The organism is Anabaena sp. FACHB-595, from assembly GCF_048568275.1.
In the GTDB taxonomy this organism is placed as follows: domain Bacteria; phylum Cyanobacteriota; class Cyanobacteriia; order Cyanobacteriales; family Nostocaceae; genus Trichormus.
In genome coordinates this window covers 1,374,293-1,392,138 of sequence record NZ_CP183473.1, presented here as the reverse complement: position 1 = coordinate 1,392,138, position 17,846 = coordinate 1,374,293, and the positions used below count along the sequence as shown (strand labels likewise).

Annotated in this window: 11 protein-coding genes; 7 read left to right on the top strand and 4 right to left on the bottom strand. The window is 38.2% G+C overall.

Going from position 1 to position 17,846, the window contains the following annotated elements:
* Positions 1 to 12: 12 nt before the first annotated feature.
* The 3 genes from ACN222_RS05880 to ACN222_RS05870 all read right to left on the bottom strand — a co-directional run bounded on the left by ACN222_RS05880 (position 13) and on the right by ACN222_RS05870 (position 3,558).
* The gene (locus tag ACN222_RS05880) at positions 13 to 1,578 is read right to left on the bottom strand and encodes an NF038122 family metalloprotease (RefSeq protein ID WP_010995356.1); all 1,566 of its coding nucleotides are present in this window, start codon (positions 1,576 to 1,578) and stop codon (positions 13 to 15) included.
* A gap of 213 nt (positions 1,579 to 1,791) precedes the next feature.
* Positions 1,792 to 2,142, bottom strand: coding sequence for a hypothetical protein (locus ACN222_RS05875; protein ID WP_044520838.1), 351 nt, complete (start codon positions 2,140 to 2,142; stop codon positions 1,792 to 1,794).
* 147 nt (positions 2,143 to 2,289) lie between these two features.
* Positions 2,290 to 3,558: an NF038122 family metalloprotease gene (locus tag ACN222_RS05870; protein ID WP_010995353.1), complete on the bottom strand. Its 1,269-nt coding sequence runs from the start codon at positions 3,556 to 3,558 to the stop codon at positions 2,290 to 2,292.
* A 577-nt stretch (positions 3,559 to 4,135) separates the two neighbouring features.
* Between ACN222_RS05870 and ACN222_RS05865 the strand changes: the two genes are divergently transcribed.
* The 5 genes from ACN222_RS05865 to ACN222_RS05845 all read left to right on the top strand — a co-directional run bounded on the left by ACN222_RS05865 (position 4,136) and on the right by ACN222_RS05845 (position 15,009).
* Positions 4,136 to 4,855, top strand: coding sequence for a DUF928 domain-containing protein (locus ACN222_RS05865; protein ID WP_010995352.1), 720 nt, complete (start codon positions 4,136 to 4,138; stop codon positions 4,853 to 4,855).
* 131 nt (positions 4,856 to 4,986) lie between these two features.
* Positions 4,987 to 7,755 carry a CHASE2 domain-containing protein gene (locus ACN222_RS05860; RefSeq protein ID WP_010995351.1) on the top strand — a complete coding sequence of 923 codons (2,769 nt, stop codon included), beginning with the start codon at positions 4,987 to 4,989 and terminating at the stop codon, positions 7,753 to 7,755.
* A complete protein-coding gene (locus ACN222_RS05855) occupies positions 7,752 to 9,074 on the top strand; it encodes a sensor histidine kinase (RefSeq protein WP_010995350.1) in 1,323 nt (440 codons plus the stop codon). The genes ACN222_RS05860 and ACN222_RS05855 overlap by 4 nt, the downstream gene beginning before the upstream one ends.
* A 68-nt stretch (positions 9,075 to 9,142) precedes the next feature.
* On the top strand, positions 9,143 to 11,749 hold the full coding sequence (locus ACN222_RS05850) for a CHAT domain-containing protein (RefSeq protein ID WP_010995349.1): 2,607 nt from the start codon (positions 9,143 to 9,145) through the stop codon (positions 11,747 to 11,749).
* A gap of 617 nt (positions 11,750 to 12,366) precedes the next feature.
* Positions 12,367 to 15,009 carry an EAL domain-containing protein gene (locus ACN222_RS05845; protein ID WP_010995348.1) on the top strand — a complete coding sequence of 881 codons (2,643 nt, stop codon included), beginning with the start codon at positions 12,367 to 12,369 and terminating at the stop codon, positions 15,007 to 15,009.
* Between the two features lie 109 nt (positions 15,010 to 15,118).
* Here the strand turns inward: ACN222_RS05845 and ACN222_RS05840 are convergent, their stop codons facing one another.
* Positions 15,119 to 15,832, bottom strand: a complete 714-nt coding sequence (locus tag ACN222_RS05840) for a rubrerythrin family protein (protein WP_010995347.1) — start codon at positions 15,830 to 15,832, stop codon at positions 15,119 to 15,121.
* A 411-nt stretch (positions 15,833 to 16,243) separates the two neighbouring features.
* Here ACN222_RS05840 and dps point away from each other — a divergent pair, with 411 nt between their 5' ends.
* The gene (dps, locus tag ACN222_RS05835; protein WP_010995346.1) at positions 16,244 to 16,810 is read left to right on the top strand and encodes a DNA starvation/stationary phase protection protein Dps; all 567 of its coding nucleotides are present in this window, start codon (positions 16,244 to 16,246) and stop codon (positions 16,808 to 16,810) included.
* 232 nt (positions 16,811 to 17,042) lie between these two features.
* The gene (locus ACN222_RS05830) at positions 17,043 to 17,759 is read left to right on the top strand and encodes a pirin family protein (RefSeq protein WP_010995345.1); all 717 of its coding nucleotides are present in this window, start codon (positions 17,043 to 17,045) and stop codon (positions 17,757 to 17,759) included.
* Positions 17,760 to 17,846 lie beyond the last annotated feature (87 nt).

Sequence of the window (17,846 nt, the reverse complement as noted above, 5' to 3'; positions counted from 1 at the left end):
TCTTCCACTTTGCTAATATTCACAACGACGCTTGAGCTTTGTAGCAATGCCCATTATGGCTATGCCAAATAATCCAAAGATAGTAGTGGGTTCTGGTACAGATTGGGACTGAGAAGACCCACTTAAATAGTCATGGTCGCCATGTTCATACTCATCCAGTGTTTCCCAAGCGAAATTTTGCCAAAAGCCATCTGTGGTTAAATTGTCCGTAGTTTGCCAATAGCCATTCCAACCCCACCAATAGCCATTCCAACCCCACCAATAACCATTCCAACCCCAGTTATAAGTACCACTGCTATTGATCATCTGGTTCAAGGATTCACCGCGATCATCGTAGCCATTGTTATTAGCATCGATATATTGTGGTGTTAGCAGTAAAGCTGCTTGAGTAGGGTTGTCATCCATCCAACTGGTAGTAACTCCCATCTTAGTAGCCAGTCCAGATTTAGCACTATTGAAAGTGCTGAGTAGGTCTTGATTGTTCTGCTGTAGATTCCACCCCAAGATATCTAAAGTAGTCAGATCATTATTGGTCACAAATTTTCTCGTACCGCCTGCACCCAAACTAGACTCCATAATGCCATCATAGGTAGCGTCTTTTTTCCAGTGACTACCTTGATTACCATCTCCTCCAAATTTGGTACTTCCAGAAGACATATTACCTAACTTGGTCATACCACCATCAAGAGATAACATCGTATCTACACCAACGGATATATCAGGTCTATTCCAAAAGCGGCTATTCTCAGATAAACGAAACATATCCATCAGGTAGCCATATTTAGACATATCATCACTGGTTAACCATGTTTTTTTTGTCAATAAATCTTGGTATTCAGGTAAGTCTATACCACTGATAAAGCCGAGGGTGTGAGTCAGTTCATGTACCGCCACAGTGAAAAAGTCTAGAGTGGCGTTAGGAATAGTACTACTGGTATTGGTGGCAGAAAAATAATTCCATGACAGAGGCCTAGCAATATTGCTTAAGTTACTCACGAGAATATAACCATCATAACCAGGGTCATTAGCACTAATCATTCCTAAAGCTTTGGCATTAGCACGAGTGAGATTGATCTTTTTGACATCGGAGTGAATATCTAAGTTAGTTAGACCATTTTTATAGGTATTCGTTAAAGATTTATATCCTGTGCATTGATTCTGAAACCATCCATTGCTAAAGGTAAGGCTGGTCTGACATTGGTTATATAAACTATTTAAAGCTATGTGATCGCTAGTTGAGGTGATATCTGTTTGCAGCTTTTGATAAACAGTGCTAAAGTTTTGCGAAGTCACCCCTGGTATTGCCCCACCAATGACATTAGTAGGTAACTTATTTGTCGGCTCAATAAAGATATTGACCGTGACATCATCGGCTAAATAATTTGACCAATATTTACCCGCCATCTCATAACCGAGCATTTGGTCTAGGGTTGTCCCTGGTGCATAGGTGAAATTAAATTGCAATGCTTGGGCTGATATACTACCCACCATAACCATAGAACCAGCCAATGTTAGAGGTGTAATTAGCTTGATTAAGCCAAGAGATTTATTTTGCCTGTAATTGATATTTTTATTCATGGAATTAGGCTCAAGATAAACAGATAAGCTGAGGAGGCTCTTGAGGCTGAGGAAGTAAGAGAGTTATTGTTGGTTACTTCTTGACTTCAAGAGCTACCTCTAATCTTTAAGTTGGGGACTGGCGGATAAAGTTTTGGACTCTGCTTGACTTAATGTTGATACAGATTGGCTGGTATTTTATTTTTACGCGAGTTTCTTGGCGGAGAATTGCTACTAGCAATCCCAACCCTTGTCATTCCAATAGCCATTCCCACGCCACCAATCCCACCAATCCCAGGCGTAAAGACTACTGCTACTGATCGTTTGGTTTAACGATTCACCGCGATCGCCATTTCCATTGTTATTGATAGGAATCACGGTGACATTATCGGCTAGGTAATTTGACAAATCCCTACTAGCCATTTCATCGCCGAGCATTTGGTCTATGGTTGTCGCTGTTTCATAAGTGGAATTAAATTGCAATTCTTGGGCTGAAGTATTACTAATTATGACTATTGAAGCAGCTAACGTTAAGGGTGTAAGCCATCCGAACCAAGGAAGTAATTTCAAACAATTTGAAGACATATTGACAAACCTTAATGATTTAAATTTTTACTGTTGAGAGTCAGGATGAAGAATGAATGAAAAAGCCTTTGTCATATCTAAGGAAGCACAGTATTTTCAGCCCGTTTTCTGATATATCTCAATGGGTAGTCAGTTCAACGCACAAGCTTATTTATTGCCCTGTTCTTTTGTGTGAGAACAAATAGGTACTTGTGATGATGGAGTAGGATTGGCTGTTTGCCAATATCCATTCCAGCCCCAGTTATAAATCCCACTTTCCTGCATCATTTGCTGTACATCAGAAGAGCGATCGCGGATGGCATCGTTATTTGTATTACTATCGAATTGTGACTCCCAAATTTTTTGTGCTTTAGTTTGGGCATTCGTGGATAAGGCAGGCAAATTAATTTTTGGGGAATAATCAACCTGCCAACCAATGTAATCGAGGGCAGCGAGATCCAGTTTGGAAATTTTTCTAATTCCTCCCATGCTGATAGTTGAGGACATAATCCCTAAATAGGGTTGGCTATTTCTTTTCCAGTGACTAGCCTGCTCCCCATCACCTCCCAAGAGGGTATTTTCGCCAGTAGAAAAGATTGCTTGGTATACATTGGGGGCGTTTTTTTCTATTTGAGTAAAGTTAAACGGATTTTGCCCTCCGTTGATTGAGAAGTATTTAGTTCCACCAACTGTGTAGTCAATTGCTCTTTGGCTGGCACTCTCGGTAGAGTAGCGAAACATATCAAGAGCAGTAGGTAAAGCTAAACCACTCAAAGCATCAATACCACTAATAAAACCCAAGCTATGCCCAATTTCGTGGATAGCTACACTGACAAAATCATATTGGTTGTGTCCAACTTTGCCCCCAGCGTGCCTGTAACTCCAATTAACTGATTTTTCTAATTGAATATAGCCATCTAATCCAGAAGCATCGCCACTCAAGTCATTACCGAGGGCTTTATTATTGGCTGTAGTTGTCAGAAGTTCATAGTTACTACTATTGATGATGCCGCCTGTTAGTCTAGTTCTATATTTATCACTGCTGTGGGTAGAAGTTGGCAACTGATGGATATTAGCTGTACCATCTGCACCCAAACCTTCTTTGAACTTGTCATAGTTGATCTTTTTAATCGCTGGGGTTGCACCGCCCAATTTACCCTCAGCTAAAACGCCTTCGGTCATCTCGACATGGACGTTGACCACAACATCTATATCTTGTAAGTAAGCAGACCAAATACTTCCTGCTAACTCAACTGCTGCAATCTGTTCCTGTGTGATTCCTGGCTGATAGGTAAAGTTAAATGTGATGGCTTGAGCAGGAATAGCAGATCCTATCAATGTGGCTAAAGCTAAGAGTGGTTTTGCCGTATGCAGAGTAATTTGGGTGGTTTGATGAGATGGAGTTATATGTATTTTTTTATACGTCTTGCAGTTCATGACAGTAATTTATCAGTAATAAATATATCAACTGCCAATCAATATAGAAAATATTGTGATGTTCCGATATGAAACATTTGTAAAAACAAAAATTTTTTTTATATAGAAGTCTATAATCAATCTTTTTGAGTGTGTTGTTTTTTTAAAGTTAACTATTAGTAATGTATGTTTAATTCATTTCTTATAAAAGATAAGACCTATACTTAAAATTTTTATCTATTAATTTTAAGTATTTTCAAGTAAGTATTGTAAATTGCATATATTCATTATCATGAAAGTAAAAATGTCTATAAGAACCAGAAAGTCAGCTTTTTTAATCAAAAATTACTCAAGCTTTACTTCAAATCATTATTTGACTTCATGAATTTATTTTATATAAACAAATAAGTTTTCATGAAATTTCCATATTAGAATCTCTAGAAATTTATGATTAACTTTTTACTTATTAGTAAAAAGATGGCAATAGTAATTATACTGATGCAATATGATCAATAATAACATTCAATAATAGTAAGTAATATAATCCTTAGAAATAAGGTATCCCCACTAAATTACTTTTAGACAGTCTTCAAAATTTATGGCAAGAGAAAATAAATATCTTTTCCCACGCAAGTTATTGGTAATTTTGTGGTTAATTTCTTTGTCCTCGATTCCCATTGGCATTACACCCAGTATGGGTCAGGTAACTTTCAGACCACCTAAAGCACAGGCTCCAAAAAAATCAATTGGAGGAGCATCTCGTGATGCTTCTACTTGCGGTGCTGATATGAGCGCAACTATTCAAGCCTCAGTTACACCACTATTACCAAAAACTAATATCGGTTTGACAGTAGCGGAGCGTCCGACAATATTTGTTTATGTTCCGCAAACGAATGCTAAAACAGCACTTTTTGCTCTGCAAGATGAACGAGGAAAGCAATCTTACCAGAGAATCTTACACCTGTCTAAGAAACCTGGGGTGATAGAAATTAAGCTTCCTAGTTCAGTGTCAGCACTCAAAATAGGTCAGAATTATCAATGGTCTTTAGTGATGATTTGTACTGAAGAATTAGAGCCGGATAGTCCTTGGGTAAGTGGATGGATTCGTCGAGTTGAATCTCATCGCAATTTCAATAATCAACCTACTGTGCAATTAGCATCTAAGTTAGCTAATATGGGCATCTGGTATGATTCGCTGGCAACTCTGGCCGAATTAAAGAGAACACAACCAAATAATCCAACTATAACTACTTCTTGGCAAGAACTATTAAGGTCTGTTGATTTGAGTGCGCTCGCTGAAGTACCTCTTACCAATTAAGCAAAACTAGACAACATAAGAGCAAGAAAATAGTAAAGCATGAGAATAATTTTCACTCATGCTTCTGCTCTAAAAATAACTATTTATGCTTCTCATATTACACAACTTTTCATCTTGAATACAAACACCTAATGAGGTCATCTGTAAAAACAATTATTGGCTATATACACAAGGTATGTTTCCAAGATTGGCGCAGTATATTCATGACAGCTCCAGTCGTGGCAATATGCGTCATGACTGGAGGAATGGCGGGGTTATTTCAACTACTGGAATGGAACACGATGGAGCAATATTATGCTCTACGTCCTAATGAATCAATAGACAAACGGATTTTAATCGTTACTATTGATGAACAAGACATCACTCAAATTGGCAAATGGCCTATTCCTGACCTTATTTTAGCCAAGCTGATCATCAAACTAAAGGCACAAAGACCAGCAGCTATAGGCTTGGATATCTATCGAGATTTGCCAGTAGAACCAGGTCATCAAGAATTTCTGGGAGTGATTAAATCTACGCCTAATTTAATTGGAATCAAAAAATTAGTAGGGGATCAAGTTGCTCCATCACCTACCTTATCTGAACTAGGTCAAATTGCACTAGCTGATTTAGTCGTGGACACAGATGGTAAAGTTAGGCGTGGGTTATTATCTGCTGGTGATAGTAAGGAGAAAATTTTTTTAGGATTAGCACCTCACTTAAGTCTGATGTATCTTCAAAGTAAAGGTATTGCTTTAGAGGAACTAGATCCAACTGGCACTTCTTTGCGGCTAGGGAAAGCAATATTTACACCTTTGACTGGTGAAGAATTTAGTTATCGAGGTACAGATGTTGGAGGATACCAAATTCTGTTAAATTACCGTGGTTTTCAAGATAATTTTGACACGGTGAAAATGCGGGATATCCTTAGTGATTCTATATCATCAGAATTAATACGCGATCGCATTGTTTTGATTGGAACTACAGCTAAGAGTATTAATGATTTTGTGAACGTTGGTTACAGCCGCAATGTGCAGGATGAAGAAAGACGCATGGCTGGGGTAGTAGTTCATGCCAATTTAGTCAGCCAAATTTTAAGTGCTGCTCTTGATGGTAGGCCATTGTTGCGAGTTTGGCCTGAGCCAGCAGAGTGGCTATTGGTATTTTGTTGGTCTTTTGTCAGTAGTGGTGTGACCTGGCATGGGTTACAAGTCAACTCTCAGCGCAAACAGTCTTTACCAGGATGGCCGATTCTGGTGATTTTATTGAGTATAAGTATAATCTTCGGCAGTAGCTATGCTGCATTTATGATTGGTTGGTGGATTCCTGTAATGTCACCACTGTTAACAACTTTTCTGTCTACAATTGTCACTACTAATCTGTATAAACAATCACAATTAGAAAAAGCTAACCAGCAACTCCAAGATTATTCTCGCACCTTAGAAGAAAAAGTGCGCGATCGTACCCAAGAGTTAGAAACCGCCAAAATTGCTGCTGATGTCGCCAACCAAGCTAAAAGTGAATTTTTAGCAAGCATGAGTCATGAGTTGCGGACACCTCTCAATGGGATTTTAGGATACGCACAAATCCTAGAACGCTCTGAAAACATAGCACCCGCAGCATTAGAGGGCATTAATATTATTCATCAGTGTGGTTCTCACCTCCTCATTCTCATCAACGATATTTTAGACTTGTCCAAAATCGAGGCGGGAAAACTGGAATTACACAATACGGATTTTGATTTTTCTTACTTCCTTACGGGAGTAGTAGAAATGTGTCGTATCCGTGCTTTACAAAAAGGTATCTCTTTTCATTACCTACCAGATCCCGATCTCCCTCAAGCAATTAATGCAGATGAAAAACGGCTACGACAAATAATAATTAATTTACTTGGTAATGCGATTAAGTTTACTGAGACAGGTGGAGTCAATTTCACAATACAAGTCTTAGAAGCTGGAGCCGATTTCAACAAAATTAGATTTCAAGTGGAAGATACAGGAGTGGGAATGACTCCTGAACAATTGACAAAGATTTTTTTACCTTTTGAGCAAGTAGGAGATAAAAATAAACAAGCAGAAGGTACGGGATTAGGGTTAGCTATTAGCTGTAGAATTGCTGAATTAATGGGCAGCCAAATCCAAGTAGATAGCATTTTGGGAACTGGTAGTAAATTCTGGCTAGATTTAAATTTAAATATTATCAGTCACTGGTTACAAACATCTAGTGTACTACAGAAGAAAAAAATTATCGGTATTCAAGACAAACAGCCAAAAGTTCTAATTGTAGATGACAAATGGGAAAATCGTGCCATAATTTGTAATTTCCTGCGACCAATTGGTTTTGAATGCCTTGAAGCTGCTAATGGACAAGAAGGATTAAATATAGCAGCAACAAATGAGCCTGATTTGATTATTACTGACTTAGCCATGCCAGTTATAGATGGCTTTGAAATGATCCAAACCATAAGAAGTTTACCTCAAATATCCAAAGTTCCCATTTTTGTTTCTTCTGCTAGTGTGTTTGAAAGTGATAAAAACAAAAGTTTGCAAATAGGAGGAACTGAGTTTTTACCAAAACCTTTAGAACTTGATAAATTACTCAAGTATTTACAAGATTATTTACAACTCGATTGGATTTATGCAGAAGATAGCAAGCAAACAAAAATTTCTGAAAATCAACCATCCCAACATAATAATCATCAATTGATAGTTGCACCACCAATATCAGAACTTGATAAGCTATTGGATTTGTCTATGAGAGGCAATATCAAAGGAATACACATAATATTGGATGAAATAGAAGAATTAGATTTAAATGGTGATTTTATCGGCTTTGTGACACAAGTTAGACAATTAAGCGATAGCTTTCAAATTAAACAAATCCGCGCATTAATAAAATATTTAAAAGCTGGTGTATCATGAAGATTTTTAATAGCTTTGAAAAAGCAACAGTATTAATTGTGGATGATAATCCAACAAATTTAAAAGTTTTATCAGATGCTATTTCTTCTTTAGGATGGGAAATTTTAATAGCAACTGATGGTGAAAGTGCTATTGAAGAAGCTGAATATGCTCAACCAGATATAATTTTGTTAGATGTGATGATGCCAGAAATGGATGGATTTCAAACCTGTGCAGAACTCAAGAGTAAAACGTCTACTAAAGATATCCCAGTCATTTTTCTGACGGCTCTTACAGATCAATTTGATAAGGTGTTAGCTCTTGTCACAGGTGGGGTAGACTATATCACTAAACCTTTTAATTTGGATGAAGTTTTAGTAAGAATCCAAGTGCATTTAAAATTGAGCTTCTTAACCAAAGAACTAGAAATAAAAAACCAAGAACTTGATAAGTTAGTAGAAGAACGGACACAAACACTCTCTCTAACTTTGGATAAACTCCAGCAATCTCAATTACAGTTAGTCCAAAGTGAAAAACTATCCACTCTGGGAGCATTAGTTGCTGGAGTCGCTCACGAAATTAATAATCCCCTAAACTCCTTGATGGGTAATTTAGGCTTCCTTCGTAATTATATAAATGCTTTAACTCAGCATTTACAGCTTTATCATCAACATTGCCCACATCCAGTTATAAATATTACTAAAAATGCTAATCTAATAGAACTAGATGAAATATTAATAGATATACCAAAAGTTATGACTTCAATCGATACAGAATTAGAAAGAATTAATAATATTAGTGATAGTTTACGCAATTTTTATGGTTCAGATATATCTAAAAAAGCATTTTTTGATATCCATGAAGGTATCAATAGTACTTTAATAATTTTATCCCATCGCTTAAGAGGTAATAAACTACGTCCAGACATAGAAGTAATTAAAGAATATGGCAATTTACCACTAATCGAGTGTTATCCTGAGCAGATAAACCAAGTTTTCATGAATATGATTGCTAATGCTATTGATGCTATTGATGAGTTATGTCACAAAGTAGCAGATATTCAAGACAATAAAAATCGTAAAATTATCATCAAAACTGTATGGAAGCAAGAAGAAGAATTACTAATAGTTACATTTAAAGATAATGGTTTGGGTATGTCAGTAGAAACTCAAAAACAGATATTTGAACAGTTTTTCACCACCAAACCAAGTGGTAAAGGTACTAATTTTGGTTTATCTATTAGCCGCCAAATTATTGAAGAGAAACACAATGGCAGATTAAAATGTTTTTCTGTATTAGGTGAAGGCACAGAATTTTTAATGGAAATTCCAGTTAGGTGACTTACTAAAAATTTTTCTAATCAGGCGAGGTTACTAGTAGATGTCAAATTTATATAAAAAATTAGTATATGCTGAATTTCACTAAATATGCTGTCTCTTTGGGAGGGCTAACCTTCTTTTTAATAACAACAAATCTTGCAGTATTGGCACAGACCAATCAGGAGCTAGGCCAGATATCACAATTAAATTTGCAAGCAGATTCAAGTTTACGGCAATACTCCATTATTGACTCTTCAAATCCCAAATATCAGCTGCATCAGGGTAGGAAGTTATTTGAGTCTGGACGCTTTACTGAAGCTGTGAAATTTTGGGAAGCTGCATATATTGGTTTTAAAAACCAAGGTGATAGTATTAATGAAGCTTGGAGTTTAAGTTACCTGTCCTTGGCTCATCAAAACTTAGGCGATTGGCAAAACGCAGAAGTTACTATTATTAATAGCTTAAATATATTAAAACCTCTCAACGTCCGGAAACAAGGAAACTCTGCCATCTTAGCAGTAGCTCTGAATACTCTAGGTAATCTCAAACTCTCAACAGGACAAGCACAAGCAGCTTTAACAGCTTGGCAAGATGCGGAAAGTGCATATGCAGTGGCTGGTGATGAAGTGGGAAAGCTAGGTAGTCAAATTAACCAATCCCAAGCAATGCGAGCTTTAGGATTATATCGCAGAGGGCAGCAGTTATTGGTTGATGTGCATCAAAAGTTACAAAATCAGCCAGATTCTATTATTAAAGCAAAAGCATTACAAAGCTTAGGAATTGCTTTTCAATTAGTAGGAGACATACAACAATCTCAAGAAATTTTACAGCAGAGCTTAAAGATTAGTAAAGGCTTAAATTCCGCTACAGACATTAGCAATATTCTGTTTAATCTGGGAAATACGGCTAGAGATTTACAACAAATAGAGGTAGCTTTTGATTATTATCAACAAGTTGTAGCTCAGACAACTAATTCTCAATTGCGAGTAGATGCACAGTTGAATCAACTTAGTCTCTATTTAGAAACTAGAAAAAACAAACCATCTGAGGCCTTGTTATCAGAGATTAAGTGGCAATTAGAGAAACTACCGCCAAGTCGGTTGTCTGTTTATGCAGCAATTAATTTTGTCAACAATTTTACTAAATTGTCAAAGCTAGATGGCAATGAGTCCGTATCATATCAAGAATCAGCACAAATTTTAGCCCGTGCATTACGGCAGGCTCAAATGCTGGGTGATTTGCGCTCTCAAGGTTATGCTTTAAATGAGTTAGGAAAATTGTATTTTGAGAAGCGGCAGTTAGCTGACGCTTTAAAACTGAGCCAAAAAGCACTACAAATTACTCAAGAGATTAACGCTGGTGATATTAGTTATCAAGCGGCTTGGCAAGTTGGGCGTATTCTAAAAAAACAAGGTGACAATCAGGGTGCGATCGCAGCTTATGATAGTGCTGTTAAAACCCTCAAGTCTCTGCGTAGTGACTTAGTAGCCATTAATCGTAATGTTCAGTTTTCTTTTCAAGAGAGTGTGGAGCCAATTTATCGGGAGTTAGTGGATATATTACTAGAATCGCCCCAACCTAGTCAAAGAAACTTAAAGTTAGCACGAGAGACAATCGAAGCGTTGCAATTAGCAGAGTTAGATAATTTCTTTCGGGAAGCTTGTTTAAACGCTAAACCAGAGCAAATTGATCAAATCGACAAACAAGCAGCAGTGATCTATCCGATTATTTTAGGCGATCGCTTAGAAGTAATTCTATCTATTCCTGGCAAACCCCTATCTAGTTATAAAACAGTCCTATCTTCAAGAGAAATAGAAGACATAATTAAACAGACACGCCAATCTCTCAACCCAATTTTCTCAAATGAGGAAAGGCTAAATGTTTCTCGAAAACTTTATGATTGGCTAATACGTCCTCTTGAATCTGAGTTAAGCAAAAGTGGAATCAAGACACTAGCTTTTGTGTTAGATGGTTCTTTACGCAATATCCCAATGGCAGTTTTACATGATGGCAAACAGTATTTGCTAGAGAAATACAGTTTAGCAATATCTCCAGGGATGCAGTTGATGCCAGCGCGATCGCTCAAACGGGAAAATCTCAAATTGATGACAGCTGCGCTGAGTGAATCACGCCAAGGCTTTAAAGCTTTACCAGCAGTTAAATCGGAAGTAACAGAAATTTCTGAGGAAGTTTCTTCAAAACTACTTTTAAATGAAAATTTTACCGACACCAACCTCAAACAAGCCATAGAATCAACACCGTTTTCGGTGTTACATCTAGCTACTCATGGTCAGTTTAGTAGCCAGTCTGATGACACTTTTATTCTTAGTTGGAATGAAAAGATTAATGTGAAAAAATTGAGTGAATTTCTGCAAGCCAGAAACGAATCACAATCTACACCAGTAGAATTAATGGTTCTCAGTGCCTGTCAAACAGCAAAAGGAGACAATCGAGCTATATTAGGCTTGGCTGGGGTAGCAGTACGTTCTGGTGCGCGCAGCACTCTAGCTACTCTCTGGTCAGTAAAAGATGAGTCTACTGCTAAATTTATGGTGGAATTTTATAAACACCTCAGACAGCCGGGTATTAGCAAAGCAGAAGCATTACGACAAACTCAACTAACTTTTTTGCAAAACGCTGATTTCCAACATCCTTTTTATTGGTCAGCATTTGTATTGGTAGGTAATTGGCTTTAGAGGGTGTTTGAATCGAAAATTGAACTCAGCATGACACAGCACCCATCAATTATCGTTATCTGATCAACCTATAATCCCATGTTTAACTTTCCACGAATTGTTGGTTATTTTTTCCTGTTTTTTGATTACTATTGGTATATTTACTTGTACCGCAAGAGTTTTAGCCTTTTATTAGTTCTTTTTCTAGTACACCTTAACAGGGGTAGCACAACAGAGGAACTCTATGTGCAGCGATCGCTCTAAAAATTGGTATATAAATTACGCAATTTTTACACAAATTGCGTAATTAAACGCAAGATATATTGACCCTCAAAGGTTTATTGTGATTATTTATAATCAACATTTGGCAAAAAGTTCCATAAAGAAATCATGTATAATATTATTCCATGATAACCAGTGATAATCATTGTATTCGGTGAATGAAATATAAAAACAAGCAACCACTCTCACAAGTTTTCAACTTGTGCCATCCATTTGTGATCTGAGAAAATTTTGGCATTGAGAAAGCTGAATAATTAATTGATGTGCATTGGCAAGAATGGCTGTTATAAATAGTGAAGTCTAATTGATATATTTCAACTGTATATTCAAAATATTTGAGGATTTGAGAAAGAATAATGCCAGGCAACGAGTGGGAGAAAATACGCCACATACTAGTTGTCCAAGACTTGCAAGGACAGCGCACCATACCATTGCAGGAGGCCACTTATTCTATTGGACGGCATACCAGTAATGCGATTGTTCTCCATTCTCGGTCAGTATCCAGACAACACGCCATTTTACTGCGGGTAACGCTTCCTGAGACTGACCAATGTAGTTTTCGGATCATTGATGGTAACTTCAAAGGACAGGGAAGCACTAATGGCTTACTTGTAAATGGGACTAGATGCTTTTCCCACAATCTCAGGCACGGGGATGTGATCAACTTTGGTAGCCATCAAGCTCAAGCTAAATATTATGCTATTTCCAACATTTCCGAAAAAGCTTTTTTTGCATCTGCCGACGTTGAAGACTTATCAACATTTTTATCTGAGCTATCCCAACCTGTTAATCCTTTTCAAACTTTAGTTGTTGATCCTGAGTTTGAAGGTGCTAGTGAGACGGCCTTAGCTCGTTTAGCATCGTTCCCAGAACTGATTCCCAATCCAATTATTGAGACAGATTTAGAGGGAAGAGTCACATATATCAACCCAGCTGCATCTGTGAAATTTCCAGATTTGCGAGAATTGGGTAAGCAGCATCCGATTTTGAAAGATATTCTGAATATTGCTGAAAATCCCAAAATCAATCCTTTTGTCCGAGAAGTGACAGTTGGTCATGCAGTTTATGAGCAATCAGTCCATAATTTACCAGAAAGTGATCTAATTAGAACGTATATTATACGTGATGTTACTGAACAAAAACAGGCTGAAGCCGAACTACATCAGCGCGATCGCCTGTTACAGGCAGTAGCAGAAGCAGCTAATTGGTTAGTTGTGGAAATGAATTATGATACTGCTATTGAAAAAGCTTTAGCTGTGGTGGGTGAAGCCGCCCAGGCAGATCGAGCTTATTTATTTAAAAACCATCCTCATCCCATTACGGGAAAAAGGGCAGTAAGCTTACAATTTGAATGGTATGGCTCCGACCTCCAGCCTTCTATTCAAGATTGGCAAAATCAGCTTTATCAGTCTACAGAATTATCACGTTGGTACAGTGTTTTATCTAGTGGTAAATCCATCAATGAACTGAGGCGAAAATTGCCAGTGGCTGAACGCGAACTTCTGGAAAGGCAGGGGATTCAGTCTCTATTGTTAGTACCTCTGGGACTAGAAGATCAGTTTTGGGGCTACCTTGGTTTAGCCGATTGCACTCAAGAGCGTTACTGGTCAAGGCATGAAGAGTCTACACTTTTGACAATGGCAGCTAGTATTAGTGGTGCTTGGCAACGTCAACAAGTGGAAGAAAAAATTCGCTACCAAGCCCTACATGATTTGCTGACAGGATTACCCAATCGCTTACTCTTTAATGAATTACTGGCTAAAGCTTTAGCTAACGCATCGCGCAGTCAAGAGAGTTTAGCGGTCATGTTTCTCGACCTGGATCGCTTCAAAGTCATCAATGATACTCTGGGTCATACCTTAGGCGATCGCTTATTACAAAGTGTCGCTCAAAGATTGCGTGACTGTCTTAGAAGTGGAGACACGGTTTCTCGTTGGGGAGGTGATGAATTTACAATTCTTCTGCCCCACATAAGTTATATAGAAGAAGTCACCCAGGCAGCTTGCAGGATTCTCAAAGCTTTAGAAGAAGTTTTCCATCTGGATGGGCATGAACTTTACGTGAGTGCTAGTCTTGGCATAGCCTTACTAGACCACCATAGTCCAGACGCAGAAGCTCTAATTAAACACGCGGATGCAGCCTTGTATCATGCCAAAGATGAGGGGAGAAATAACTATCAGTTTTACACCACTAGCTTAAGTGGTAAAACCCCAGAACTGCTAACTTTAGAAAAAAGTCTGCGTTATGCCTTAGAAAAGCAAGAATTAAAAGTTTACTATCAACCCCGCGTTAATATCCTCACCGGACAAATTACTGGTATGGAAGCATTGTTACGTTGGCAACATCCAGAGATGGGGATAGTAGCACCGAGTATTTTTATTCCCATTGCTGAGGAAACTGGGTTAATTATTCCTATTGGTGAATGGGTATTACGCACAGCCTGTATGCAAAACCGAGCTTGGCAAGAAGCTGGATTACCTCCTGTGCAAATGGCTGTTAACCTTTCTCCCAAACAGTTCCGTCAACCCACTTTGCTAGAACTTGTCTCGGCAATTTTAGCCGAAACAGGGCTAGCACCAGAGTTTTTAGAATTAGAAATTACGGAATCAACAGCTATTGAGGATATTGATTTTACTAGGAGTGTGTTAGAAAATTTACAGCAGATGGGTGTTGATATTGCCATTGATGACTTTGGTACTGGTCATTCTTCCTTATCCCGGTTACAGCTTTTACCACTCCACAATCTAAAAATTGATGGGTCTTTCATCAAAGCACTGACCACAGATAGCAAAGTAGCACATATAGTTAAGGCGATCGTGACTTTGGGCAGAAGTTTAGGTTTGAGGCTAACTGCTGAAGGGGTAGAAAAACAGGAAGAACTTGATTTTTTAAAATCAATTAACTGTCAGGATGTCCAAGGTTTCTTGTTCCATAAGCCTCTTTCTGCTGAAAAAGCAACAGAAATCCTTCAAGGTGAAAAAAAACACGCTACTCTGTAATATCGAGTACAGGTAATAGCTCATTGGTAATTGGTTTTGAAGATGACCAATTACCAAGATTACTTTATTACTGAGTGTTCAAAAGAACGTGATATTTTCTGCTATATCTCTAAGCAGCAATTTTTTCCTCAAGTAGTTTAAAAGTCTTTTTGGTAGCACCACAAATCGGACATTGCCAATCATTAGGGATATCTTCAAATGGTGTACCTGGCGCAATACCAGAATCGGGATCACCAGCAACAGGATCATAAATCATGCTGCATTGTCTGCAAATCCATTTGCGAGTGCTGGGATCTTCGCCGGCCACTCTGGTAACAGGTTGTCCACCATTTAATACTTCTAATGCTTCAGTGTAGCGATCCGCGTGGTAATTTTCGATAAACTTCAATAAACCAAAGCGATGTGCAGCTTCACGGAAAGTGCTGGCGTGTTCGCTAGATTCTTGCGCTTGTTTGAGAAATTCTTCCGCCGCCGGATGATCGCGATCGCTTTGGGCAGATGCGGCAAAATCTGGATACATTGTAGTGTACTCGTAGGTTTCGCCTTCAATAGCCAAAGATAAACACCGAGAGACAATTTCTCGCTTTTGTTCGTCAGTTAAGGCAGAGGGATTTTCTACAACCAATTCGGGATGTAGCAACTCAAAATGGGCAAAAGCGTGTTCTGTTTCTTGCTCTGCTGTTTCACGAAATAGTTTAGCTAAATCTGTAAATCCCAACTTACGGGCTACTTCGGCAAAAAATAAATACTTACGATTTGCCATCGATTCACCACCAAAGGCAGCTTCTAAGTTTTGCAGTGTAGTAAAGTTTGATAAATCCATAGTTTTTGGATGTAGTAAAGTATATTTACATAGCGAATATAGGCTCTAAATCACGTAAGTAAGCTGTTATTTGTGCATACAAAACAACCTTACCCACATTTGCTGCCCATATTTATTTACCCCTTTTGTTAGCTGCGACAGGACAATTATCAAGCAGCTGCATAGAGAAGACAAAAGATATCTAATATCAAGTCCGGTTAACCCTCTGTTATCACGTTGAGCAGAGAAAATAATCTGAATACCAATTTGTAGCGAAAAACAGTTTTAGGATAGCGTATTCACCATTTTTCTGCATCTATCGCTGGCATCCATGTCTAAGATCAATGTTATCTATCGCTAGAGAGTTACGCACAAGAGGCACTTAATCCTACTATCTAGAGAGTTAATTCGCACAAGCCATTAGGTAGAATCATGAGTGATAATACTCTGTCATCACGTCTCTATCCCACCCGCATTGATATTCCAGCAGAAAAACGGGTGCAAATTGTTGCTATCCTCAATCAAACTTTAGCGGCCACTCTGGACTTAAAAACTCAGGCAAAACAAGCCCATTGGAATGTTAAAGGTACTGATTTCTATCAGTTACATGAATTGTTCGACGAACTTGCTGGCGAATTAGAAGAGTTTGTTGACCTTGTTGCTGAAAGGGTAACTGCTTTGGGTGGATATGCCGTGGGAACAGCACGCGCCGCCGCAAAAAATTCAATTTTGCCAGAATTTCCCTTTGATATTTTGGATAGTCAGGAGTACGTAGCAGCTTTAGCAGACCGATATGCACCCTACGCCAAGCATATCCGCGAAGCGATCGCTAAAACTGATGATTTAGGTGATGCTGACACCGCAGACCTTTATACCGAAATCTCCCGCACCATTGACAAGCGACTGTGGTTCCTAGACGCGCATCTACAAGCAGCAACTGTTAAAGAAGAAAATGGTGCAATCGCTAAGAAAATTCAACAGCCAGCTGCTGTTAGATAAACTTTTTTGGGAATCTCTATAATTGCAATTTCATAGTATCTTTTTGGTAAGTACGCCACTTTTTAGTGCGTACTTTTCATTTTATATTGCCATACCTTACTATTTAAATAGTTCAATAAGTCAATTATAAAAAACAAAAATGTATTGTAAAGATTTCTTTTTGCCAAATTAAAAACAAAAAAATAATCTCTTATACAACCAATTGAAAATCACCAATCAATGAGGTAAACCTATGTCTAAAAATACAATCAACCATCTAATTCATGATAGAAATGCACGCGGTCGTAGTCAAACAGGTTGGCTTGATAGTTATCATACATTTTCCTTCAGCAGTTTTTATGATCCCAACCGGATGGGATTCCGTTCCTTACGAGTAATTAACGATGACCGCATTGCACCTGGTGCAGGATTTCCCACTCATGGACATCGTGATATGGAAATTCTCACTTATGTACTCTCTGGTGCAGTAGAACATAAAGACAGTTTGGGTACTGGTTCAGTTATTCGTCCTGGTGATGTGCAGATTATGAGTGCTGGTAAGGGGATTCAACATAGTGAATTTAATCACTCACGTACCGAACCATTACATTTACTGCAAATCTGGATTTTACCTGACGAAAAAGGATTAGCACCCAGATACGAACAGAAAGCTTTTACCCCAGAAGAAAAACGCGGTCAACTGCGTCTTGTAGCTGCTAAAGATGGACGTGATGGTGCTGTCACTATTCACCAAAATGTTGATATCTACGCCTCTATTTTAGAACCAGGTGATGTAGTCAATTATCACGTAAAAGGCGATCGCTATGCTTGGTTGCAAATTGCTCAAGGTGTCGTAACCTTAAATGGTACAGAACTCAGAGCAGGTGATGGCGTACAAATCAACGGAGAAGAGCAACTGAAAATCAGCACTAGCATCGGTACAGAATTATTGCTGTTCGATTTAGATTGATAACTGATGTTAAGCGACTCCCCTAATAGACTATTTATAAAGTCAATTTTAAGTAGGGGATTTAGGGGGATCAAACCACATTTTGCA